Genomic DNA, 10,795 nt, shown 5'->3' on the forward strand with positions numbered 1-10,795 from the left:
GCGAGGTCGTCCAATTTAAATTGGCGACTGTGATGGAGATCTACCGAGCTCCATCCACAGGTGAAAAACTTCGGTGAGTTTATGACCGGCCGGCCTTCTTGCGGAAAGCAACAGGTTTCTCCTTGGAGAGACTTGGGTCGTCTAAGCATACACAATTGAAGGGTTTGATCCTGGCTCAGAATGAACGTTGGCGGCGTGGATTAGGCATGCAAGTCGTGCGGCAGCGGGCCTCTCACCATGCCCTCCGGTGATGGACTGGAGGTTGTGGTGAGAGGTGCCGGCGAGCGGCGTAAGGGAGAGTAACGCGTGGTTATGTACCCTTGGGACCGGGATAGCGTCGGGAAACTGACGGTAATACCGGATAATATCTCCGGATCAAATGGTGAGATTCCGCCCGAGGATCAGACCGCGTTCTATTAGCTTGTTGGCGGGGTAATGGCCCACCAAGGCTGCGATGGATACCGGGTGTGAGAGCATGACCCGGCTCACTGGGACTGAGACACTGCCCAGACACCTACGGGTGGCTGCAGTCGAGAATCTTCGGCAATGGACGAAAGTCTGACCGAGCGACGCCGCGTGCGGGATGAAGGCCTTCGGGTTGTAAACCGCTGTCAGTTGGGAGGAAATCTATGGGGGTACTCTCCCATAGTTGACCGATCTTCAGAGGAAGGACGGGCTAAGTTCGTGCCAGCAGCCGCGGTAAGACGAACCGTCCAAACGTTATTCGGTATCACTGGGCTTAAAGCGTGCGTAGGCGGTCTGGTAGGTGGGGTGTGAAATCCCTCGGCTCAACCGAGGAACTGCGCTCCAAACCCCCAGACTTGAGGAAGACAGGGGTGAGTGGAACTGTTGGTGGAGCGGTGAAATGCGTTGATATCAACAGGAACACCGGTGGCGAAAGCGACTCACTGGGTCTTTTCTGACGCTGAGGCACGAAAGCTAGGGGAGCGAACGGGATTAGATACCCCGGTAGTCCTAGCCGTAAACGATGAGCACTGGGTTGGGGGGACTTCCACATCCTCCCGGCCGTAGCGAAAGCGTTAAGTGCTCCGCCTGGGGAGTATGGTCGCAAGGCTGAAACTCAAAGGAATTGACGGGGGCTCACACAAGCGGTGGAGGATGTGGCTTAATTCGAGGCTACGCGAAGAACCTTATCCTAGATTTGACATGCTTGGGAACCCTTTGGAAACAAGGGGGTGCCCTTCGGGGAGCCCTTGCACAGGTGCTGCATGGCTGTCGTCAGCTCGTGTCGTGAGATGTCGGGTTAAGTCCCTTAACGAGCGAAACCCTTATCTTTAGTTGCCAGCGGGTAATGCCGGGGACTCTAAAGAGACTGCCGGTGTCAAACCGGAGGAAGGTGGGGATGACGTCAAGTCCTCATGGCCTTTATGTCTAGGGCTGCACACGTCCTACAATGGTACGTACAAAGGGAAGCAAAACCGTGAGGTCGAGCTAATCCCATAAAGCGTGCCCCAGTTCGGATTGCAGGCTGCAACTCGCCTGCATGAAGCCGGAATCGCTAGTAATCGCGGGTCAGCATACCGCGGTGAATGTGTTCCTGAGCCTTGTACACACCGCCCGTCAAGCCACGAAAGTTGGGAGGGCCCGAAGTCACTGAGCTAACCCGCAAGGGAGGCAGGTGCCGAAGGTCAGCTCGACGATTGGGACTAAGTCGTAACAAGGTAGCCGTAGGGGAACCTGCGGCTGGATCACCTCCTTTCTAAGGATATTCAAGTCTCGTCCGGGGTAACTCGGCAGGCTTATCCGTGGAGACGAACCTCGCACTCAGTAGAAGCAGTTTCGGTGCAAATCGAAACGACCACCAATAACGTCAGACTAAACCCGGGCCGGTCCTCGCCAGACCAGCCCGGGTTTTTTCGTGCGCCCCTAGTCGCCTTTCGCTCCGCGAAAGCAGCGCTCCCGCACGTCAGGCTCCCCAGTACGCCAGGCTTTCCCGCCTGACCGGCCCCAGCCGCAAGACTTCAGCCTGGAAAGGCTGACGTACGCCGAGCTTCCAATCGTGCTCCTATTCGACCGAGTCCCCAAAGACAGGGAAGGCCTGGCCACGGAAGGACACGGAAAAGCACGAAAGAGCAGGGCACTGAAACCGCGGATATCGCCAATCGCGCAAATAACAAGCTTTCGCCCCCACTCCCAGCAGCCAACCGACTCCAAGCAAGCCCCCTCCGTTACCTCTGCGATCTCCTGTTCCTCCACTCCCTGCCATTTTACCTCGGTGCTCTCCGTGCCCTCGGTGGCCCTCTCGCCGTACCCGCCACCGTCTCCTCCTACCGTGCTCTTCCGTGTCTTTCCGTGGCCCGCCTTTCGTCTCCCCCGCTCCCTCCACCCCCTACCAGCAACCGGCGCAATTCGAGCACGAGCAATCGCCAGCTCCCGTCTCCTCTTTCCGTGCCCTTCCGTGTCTTTCCGTGGCCCGCCTTTCGTCTTCCCCGTTCCCTCCCCGCCCGTCCTGCCCTTCGCGATTCCCGCGAAAACCCAGCAAATCACGCAAAAAGCGGGGCAGGGCGAGAAATTTTCCGCAGCTGCAGCAACAGCCCTTGCGGAACTCCGGCCTCGCGCCTATTCTTCTCCCATCGCTGGCAACGAGCGGCAAACGAACTTCTCAAGTTCACCCGCCGCTTGCCCGGCGAGAAACCGATCTCAGAAATTTCTGACTTCTCGGGCTTGACCCGGCGAGCGGAAATCGAAAAGATAATCAGCTCGCGACCCAAGCGGCCGCGACAACCGATCTTTGACAATTTGGTGGTTAGAACTTCTACTGAGTTTTAAGTTCTTGCGAGGTCGTCCAATTTAAATTGGCGACTGTGATGGAGATCTACCGAGCTCCATCCACAGGTGAAAAACTTCGGTGAGTTTATGACCGGCCGGCTTTCTTACGGAAAGCAACAGGTTTCTCCTTGGAGAGACCTGGGTCGTCTAAGCATACACAATTGAAGGGTTTGATCCTGGCTCAGAATGAACGTTGGCGGCGTGGATTAGGCATGCAAGTCGTGCGGCAGCGGGCCTCTCACCATGCCCTCCGGTGATGGACTGGAGGTTGTGGTGAGAGGTGCCGGCGAGCGGCGTAAGGGAGAGTAACGCGTGGTTATGTACCCTTGGGACCGGGATAGCGTCGGGAAACTGACGGTAATACCGGATAATATCTCCGGATCAAATGGTGAGATTCCGCCCGAGGATCAGACCGCGTTCTATTAGCTTGTTGGCGGGGTAATGGCCCACCAAGGCTGCGATGGATACCGGGTGTGAGAGCATGACCCGGCTCACTGGGACTGAGACACTGCCCAGACACCTACGGGTGGCTGCAGTCGAGAATCTTCGGCAATGGACGAAAGTCTGACCGAGCGACGCCGCGTGCGGGATGAAGGCCTTCGGGTTGTAAACCGCTGTCAGTTGGGAGGAAATCTATGGGGGTACTCTCCCATAGTTGACCGATCTTCAGAGGAAGGACGGGCTAAGTTCGTGCCAGCAGCCGCGGTAAGACGAACCGTCCAAACGTTATTCGGTATCACTGGGCTTAAAGCGTGCGTAGGCGGTCTGGTAGGTGGGGTGTGAAATCCCTCGGCTCAACCGAGGAACTGCGCTCCAAACCCCCAGACTTGAGGAAGACAGGGGTGAGTGGAACTGTTGGTGGAGCGGTGAAATGCGTTGATATCAACAGGAACACCGGTGGCGAAAGCGACTCACTGGGTCTTTTCTGACGCTGAGGCACGAAAGCTAGGGGAGCGAACGGGATTAGATACCCCGGTAGTCCTAGCCGTAAACGATGAGCACTGGGTTGGGGGGACTTCCACATCCTCCCGGCCGTAGCGAAAGCGTTAAGTGCTCCGCCTGGGGAGTATGGTCGCAAGGCTGAAACTCAAAGGAATTGACGGGGGCTCACACAAGCGGTGGAGGATGTGGCTTAATTCGAGGCTACGCGAAGAACCTTATCCTAGATTTGACATGCTTGGGAACCCTTTGGAAACAAGGGGGTGCCCTTCGGGGAGCCCTTGCACAGGTGCTGCATGGCTGTCGTCAGCTCGTGTCGTGAGATGTCGGGTTAAGTCCCTTAACGAGCGAAACCCTTATCTTTAGTTGCCAGCGGGTAATGCCGGGGACTCTAAAGAGACTGCCGGTGTCAAACCGGAGGAAGGTGGGGATGACGTCAAGTCCTCATGGCCTTTATGTCTAGGGCTGCACACGTCCTACAATGGTACGTACAAAGGGAAGCAAAACCGTGAGGTCGAGCTAATCCCATAAAGCGTGCCCCAGTTCGGATTGCAGGCTGCAACTCGCCTGCATGAAGCCGGAATCGCTAGTAATCGCGGGTCAGCATACCGCGGTGAATGTGTTCCTGAGCCTTGTACACACCGCCCGTCAAGCCACGAAAGTTGGGAGGGCCCGAAGTCACTGAGCTAACCCGCAAGGGAGGCAGGTGCCGAAGGTCAGCTCGACGATTGGGACTAAGTCGTAACAAGGTAGCCGTAGGGGAACCTGCGGCTGGATCACCTCCTTTCTAAGGATATTCAAGTCTCGTCCGGGGTAACTCGGCAGGCTTATCCGTGGAGACGAACCTCGCACTCAGTAGAAGCAGTTTCGGTGCAAATCGAAACGACCACCAATAACGTCAGACTAAACCCGGGCCGGTCCTCGCCAGACCAGCCCGGGTTTTTTCGTGCGCCCCTAGTCGCCTTTCGCTCCGCGAAAGCAGCGCTCCCGCACGTCAGGCTCCCCAGTACGCCAGGCTTTCCCGCCTGACCGGCCCCAGCCGCAAGACTTCAGCCTGGAAAGGCTGACGTACGCCGAGCTTCCAATCGTGCTCCTATTCGACCGAGTCCCCAAAGACAGGGAAGGCCTGGCCACGGAAGGACACGGAAAAGCACGAAAGAGCAGGGCACTGAAACCGCGGATATCGCCAATCGCGCAAATAACAAGCTTTCGCCCCCACTCCCAGCAGCCAACCGACTCCAAGCAAGCCCCCTCCGTTACCTCTGCGATCTCCTGTTCCTCCACTCCCTGCCATTTTACCTCGGTGCTCTCCGTGCCCTCGGTGGCCCTCTCGCCGTACCCGCCACCGTCTCCTCCTACCGTGCCCTTCCGTGTCTTTCCGTGGCCCGCCTTTCGTCTACCCGCTCCCTCTCCTCCCGTGGCCACCCGCCTCTAACTTATCCTTCCCGCATCTTGCCCTGCCACCGATTGCACCGGCTTCCGCACACCAGTAACTTCAGGGGGAGTGAGCATCACCGTTCGAAGCGTTTCTTCCGATTTGCGGGACCGGCAACAGTGTTGAAGGATCTTGGGACATATGCACGCGTCGGTTGTCTGGCCTGCCTTGCGTTCGTCGCTCTCGGCATCGCCCCCGCTCCCGTCGCGGCAGAGATCGTATTTCAGAGCAACGCGACCTACGATGACGCTTACCCCTTCTCTCTGCCCCTGATCTCGGACTCAAGCGCCAAGCGACAGGCCGGAGACCGGTTTTCCCTGACCAGCTCGACTTCGCTTCACAGCGTCGACTGGTGGGGCGTGGACGGAAGCAGTGGAAGCACCGATCCTCAGGACTTCACGATCGAGATCTATCGTGCCACCGCTCTCGGCCCCGGCGACAGGCTCTTCCAAGAGAACGTCAGCGTTGCTTCGCCAGTCGCGTCCGCCGATTATCCGAACCAAGCGAACATCTATTCCTACTCGGCGGCGATCACCGAGACGCAGCTGGCCGAGGGGTCTTATTACCTCTCGATCTTCAACCGAACGAGCACCGCAACTCCCAACTGGTCATGGATGGCCGTCGCCCGGACCGGCGGGATGGCACACACTTATGACTACGTGACCTACGAGTGGAACAAGGTCACCTTTGGCCCAGGCGCGACGACCGCGTTTGCCCTCCGCGGGGTGACCGCCGTCCCCGAGCCCGCCTCACTCGCGACGCTCGCATTCTGCCTGACCCTCGGAGCCAGCGGAGCAGGGCGGCTTTGGAAGAAGAGGCAGACTGCCGTCTCGGGCCAACTGCCCTAGGCTCGGCCCACTTTTGAGCCGCTGGCGCTAGCCTCGGGCCTCGCGCCCCTTCCGTTCGCAGCGGAACCGCTCGCAGAAAAATCGTTTAACGGCAAGCCGAAGGCGACTGCTTTTTAAAACACAGTCGCCTTCGGCTTGCCGTTAAACGACTCGGTAGCCAACCGCTGGGCACTGCTGACTTTATGGCAATTCAGCGTGAGAAAGTGGTGCTGTCCAGCCTAGGTTCTGTCAGACCCCCCTGAGCCGACGGCGCTAGCCGCGGGTGCTGCAGCAGAACCCCATGAGCCGACGGCGCTAGCCGCGGGTGCTGCAGCAGAAATCCTGGGGCTGCGAGGCCCGAGGCTAGCGCCTGCGGCTCAAAAGATTGGAATCGCCGATTTTTCTGACAGAGCCTATCCCCCAGTTCCGGAAATGGCCGGGATCACTGGACGCGAGACGCTCTGCCGCAACACGAAAAAAGCCCGCTTTGAATGCCATCAGGCGGCATCCGAAGCGGGCTTTTTCCCGACAGTACACCCCACAGGATTCGAACCTGTAACCTTCGGTTCCGTAGACCGATGCTCTATCCAGTTGAGCTAGGGGTGCGTAGACGATTGCTCGGCGGCTGCCGTGCTTGGTCTGGCGAAATTGTACCGCAGTGGGCGAGGCTCGCAAGGCGGCTTCGCAATTCTATTCTCAGAGCCCCCTTCCGCTCCGCCATAGTCGCCTTTCGCTCCGCGAAAGTAGCGTTACTGCACAACTTTCGCGGAGCGAAAGGCGACTCTGCACAACTTTCACGGAGCGAAAGGCGACTTTGGGCTTAGCGGAGGTGGCCGTTGGTGATCGAGGCGAATTCGTCGTCCGGGGTGGATTCGCTCTCGGCTTGCCGGTGCCCCTCCACCGACCGCCGGCTGGCCGCTTCGTTCACTAGACTCTTTCCCCGCACGGTGACCGTTCCGCCTTTGGAAGCTCCGAGATAGGCTCCGCTGACTTTCGAGTCGTACCCGTAACCATATTCGGTCCCCGGTCGCCCGCCATACTCGGTCGACCAGTTCGAGGCGTAGGTGGCTGAGTAGCCGCTGTCGCCGATCGCGTTGACGACGATCCCGATCATGTTCACGTGCAGCGATCGCAGCATCTGCGTCGCTCGTCGTGCCAACGGTTTGATGTTTCGGCCGATCCGCATCACGAACAACACCCCGTCGACGTTCGCACTCACATTCGCTGCATCCGTCACCGCCAGCAGCGGCGGAGTGTCGATCAGGATCATGTCGAACTCGGCCCGCAGGTCGTCGATCGTTTGCCCGAACTCCCGCAGCGTCAGCGCTTCCGACGGGTTGCTCGGCTTGGCCCCGCAGGGGAGCAGATACAGCCCCTCCACAGCGGTCGGAACCACCGCTTCGGCCAGCGAGCAGTCGCCGTTGAGCACCGTGGTCAACCCGATCTCGCTATCGCTGCCGAACAACCGGTTCTGCGTCGGGCGGCGGAGGTCCGCATCGATCACCACGACCCGCTTGTTGGCGTTCGCCAGACTGGCGGCCAAATTCGCGACAAACGTACTCTTCCCGTCCCCGGAGAGGGCACTGGTGACCTGGATGACTTGGAACTCGAGGTCCTTGCTTGAGCTGCAGAACAGCGACGTACGGACCGAACGCACCGCCTCGGCCGTCGGGCTCTGAGGATCGTGCAGCACGACGATGGAGCGGTCGATCGAATCATACGCTCCGCTCGCCTGCTTCCTGCGACGCCGCTTCCGCGGACGCGTGATCAGGGGCAGGTGAGCCAGGATCGGCAAGTCGAGGGCCTGCGAGACCTCGTCGGGGCTGCGGAACGTTCGCTCCGACCAATCGACCAACCACCCCAGCCCCGCACCGACGGCAGCCCCCAAAAACGCTCCCAGCAACAAGCACTTGGAAAGCAGCGGACCGACCAGGTAGCCCATCCCGGCAGGCCGCAAGGTATTCACTTCCAGCCCCGGATTGACCAGCGGGAGACTCGACCGCTCGAGCTGGCTGTCGAACGAATCGAGCATCTCCTGGTAACGAGCAATCCGCCGCGTGTATGAGGCGTTCTCGTTCTCAAAGGCGATCAAGGCGTGAGCCCGTTCCCGAGCCTCCGCCAACCGCTCTTCGGCGTCGGCGATGTCGTCTTCGATCAACTGCTTCTTTTTCTGCAGCCCATTGACGTAGCTCCGCAGCAGCGTTCGCGCCCCTTCCTCGCGACGAGCTTCGATTTTGCTCTCGTCCTCGGCGAGAGCCTGCTTCGTCCGCTCAAGTTCAGCCAACGCCTTCCGCGTCGCCTCGATTTGCCGCTCGACGTTCTTCCGAGCCGGATGGTTTTCGCCATACTGCGTCCCCAGCATGTCGGCTTGGATCAGCAGCGGCACGAGGCGGTTTTGGATCTCGATCTCCGCATCGGTCCCTTCGACGAGCGCGGTCTCCAGCGCCTTCACATCGCTGACCTCGTCCAGCAAATACTGGATCTCCTGCAGGACCAGCACGGCGCTATCGTGGCTCTTGGTCGACTCCTCGATCAGCTTCAACTTGTTGGTCAGCTGCCGAGCCTCGGTCTGCATCGCGTCGAGCTGCGTTTCCATCCGCAGCACGTCTTCGCGAAACGGGTTCACCGCTTCGCCATCGGAGGTCCACTCGAGCGGCGCCTTGGAGCGAAAGGCGGTGTATTCTTCTTCCAGCTTGTTCAGCTGGGGCAAAATTGAGTCCCGCGACTCACGGAAAACCCCTACGACATTCTCAACCGCACGTTGATGCCGTCCCCCTACATACTCCTCGTACGCCGAGACGACCGCGTTGACGACGGCCGCGCAAAGTCTCGGATCGCCCGATTCGAAGCTGACCTCAACGATCGAACGGTCCTGCTCCGAGGCACCCTCGATCGCGGACTCCAACACCAACCCCTGGCGAATTGCACCAACCGCTTCGCTCGGGTTGGATGGCATCCCCGGTAATTCAGTAAGATTTCCCAACTCTACTGCGGATAGAAGCACTGGATCGCTAGTGACTTCGGCGCGGATGTATCCCACGTTGGGGGCCATCGCCGCGATGCGTTCCGCGGCTGACGCCTCGTCGTCCGATGACTGATGGCGGTAGACCTCGATAACAGCCGCGGCCTGGTAGATCTCGGTGGCCTGGGTGAAGTACGCGTACCCCCCTCCCAAACCGACCAACAAAAAGAAGATGACGTAGCCCTTCCGCCGCCACAGGATCCCAGCCAGCGATGGACCGCCTTCGCCAGGAGGACTTGAAAGCAGTTCCGGAGCGTCCATCGGTGCGTGCATCGGTGTTCAATCAAGGAGGAGCAAACGAGCCAGCCCATTCCCGCTCGCCCACAGCACTGGCAAGCCGCCGACATCAGCGTGTCGCGGCACCAGCGTATTGTCTGCACTGGCCAACCCACCGGCGCATCAGGCACCGAGGAGCGGCAAAGGCAGGGCGAGCAGAGATAAAAGCTCAACGCCAGAATAGAGCCACACCCCAAGTTCGTCAAAAGCGCAGCCCCTCCCCGGACGCCAATTCCCGAGCCCGCGAGCGGTCGCGACGATTACTCCAGCTCTACCGGTTGCGGCGATCGAGCAGCCTCGCGAAATTGGGCAGCGAGGGCAGGTTCACCGAGCTTTTCGTAGATCTCCGCCAGCTTTTGCTGCACCCTTCGCGGCTCCGGACTCGCCGCCAATGCCCGCTGATAATCGGCCGCCGCCGCCGCCCACTGGCCCTGCTTCTCGTAAATTCGCCCCCGCGTATCGAGAAACGCCGGATTCTCAGGTTCCGCTTCGACAGCTTCGCAAACCAGCGCCAGAGCCGCCTCCAGATCCCCCTCCGGATCCTCGCCGATCACGTGGGCCAGATTGTTGGCGACCACCGGAAGGGCAGCGTCGAGAGCGAGCGCCTGCCGCAAGTGCAAACCGGCTTGCTCGCCATCGCCCGCGAGCCAATCGAGCGTGCCGAGCGTGAAATGGGCCATCGCCGAGGCTTCTCCAGCAGCGATCAACCCGCGCAGCGTCCGGCGACTCTCCTCCAGTACCTCCGGCGAAGTACGCGACAGCGCCAACAACCGCTCCAATGCCGGCCCGCACCGCGGATCCAGCTCCAGCGCCCGCTGCAGCTCGCCCAACCCCTCCCGCAGCCCACTCGCATCTCGCAGCCCACCCGCGTCCGCTTCCGCCCCAGCTGTTGCTTCCGCCCCAGTTGTCGCTCCCGCCCCAGCTGCCGCAGCGCCAGTCTCCCCGTCGCCCGCCCGAGCCACCCGGCGGTCGTACCGGCGAACGCACACAGCCGCCAGCAACTGGCGAAAGGCTGGATGGTCCCCCGCGGCCATCCCTTCCCGCAGCACCTCTTCGGCCCGCTCGAGCTCGTCGAGGTGATACAGGCTGGTCGCGTACAGGATCCGATAGCGGACATTGGCTGGCTCAGCCGCAAATTGTTGCTCCAGCCGCTCGCGGGCCGTCACCAACGTCGCCCGCAGCTGCTCGGCCGTCGCTTCGCCGCTTTGCCCCTCGACCGCCGCGATCTGCAGCCACAGCGCAGGCTCCACGTCCGCCGCCCGCCGCAAATGTTCCACCGCCCGCTGCGGCTGGCCCGTCACCAAATAGTACAGCCCCCAAGCCTTCTCGAGCTCCACCTCCCGGACAGTCTGGCTCCCTCGCCCGCTTGCGGGAGAGGGCTGGGGTGAGGGTGTCTCTGCAGGCTGGAGGCCGGAGGCCGGAGTCGTCGTCTGGCTCCCTCGCCCGCTTGCGGGAGAGGGCTGGGGTGAGGGTGTTTCAGCAGGCTGGAGGCCGGAGGCCGGAGGC

The 10,795-nt window shown here is 60.7% G+C and carries 3 protein-coding genes, 1 tRNA gene and 2 rRNA genes; 3 read left to right on the plus strand and 3 right to left on the minus strand.

Going from position 1 to position 10,795, the window contains the following annotated elements:
* Positions 1–152 precede the first annotated feature (152 nt).
* The 3 genes from GNK13_RS12235 to GNK13_RS12245 all read left to right on the plus strand — a co-directional run bounded on the left by GNK13_RS12235 (position 153) and on the right by GNK13_RS12245 (position 6,012).
* Positions 153–1,720: ribosomal RNA gene (locus GNK13_RS12235) — 16S ribosomal RNA — on the plus strand.
* A gap of 1,228 nt (positions 1,721–2,948) precedes the next feature.
* Positions 2,949–4,516: ribosomal RNA gene (locus GNK13_RS12240) — 16S ribosomal RNA — on the plus strand.
* Positions 4,517–5,283: 767 nt separating this feature from the next.
* Complete coding sequence (locus GNK13_RS12245; RefSeq protein ID WP_164102816.1) at positions 5,284–6,012, plus strand: hypothetical protein; 729 nt, start codon at positions 5,284–5,286, stop codon at positions 6,010–6,012.
* Positions 6,013–6,523: 511 nt separating this feature from the next.
* On the opposite strand, the gene GNK13_RS12250 is transcribed toward GNK13_RS12245, so the two are convergent.
* From GNK13_RS12250 to GNK13_RS21915, 3 genes are all read right to left on the minus strand, one after another.
* Positions 6,524–6,597 (minus strand) — tRNA-Arg (locus tag GNK13_RS12250).
* Positions 6,598–6,811: 214 nt separating this feature from the next.
* Positions 6,812–9,286: a polysaccharide biosynthesis tyrosine autokinase gene (locus tag GNK13_RS12255; RefSeq protein ID WP_164102817.1), complete on the minus strand. Its 2,475-nt coding sequence runs from the start codon at positions 9,284–9,286 to the stop codon at positions 6,812–6,814.
* A 263-nt stretch (positions 9,287–9,549) separates the two neighbouring features.
* Positions 9,550–10,795 (minus strand): tetratricopeptide repeat protein (locus GNK13_RS21915; RefSeq protein WP_203545361.1); only part of this gene is annotated, 1,246 nt, incomplete at its 5' end.

It is taken from the genome of Candidatus Laterigemmans baculatus, assembly GCF_010367455.1.
In the GTDB taxonomy this organism is placed as follows: domain Bacteria; phylum Planctomycetota; class Planctomycetia; order Pirellulales; family Pirellulaceae; genus Laterigemmans; species Laterigemmans baculatus.

Bases quoted from the DNA above. Each gene is read 5' to 3' on its own strand.
- GNK13_RS12255 (WP_164102817.1), bottom strand. From the start codon at position 9,286: ATGCACGCACCGATGGACGCTCCGGAACTGCTTTCAAGTCCTCCTGGC.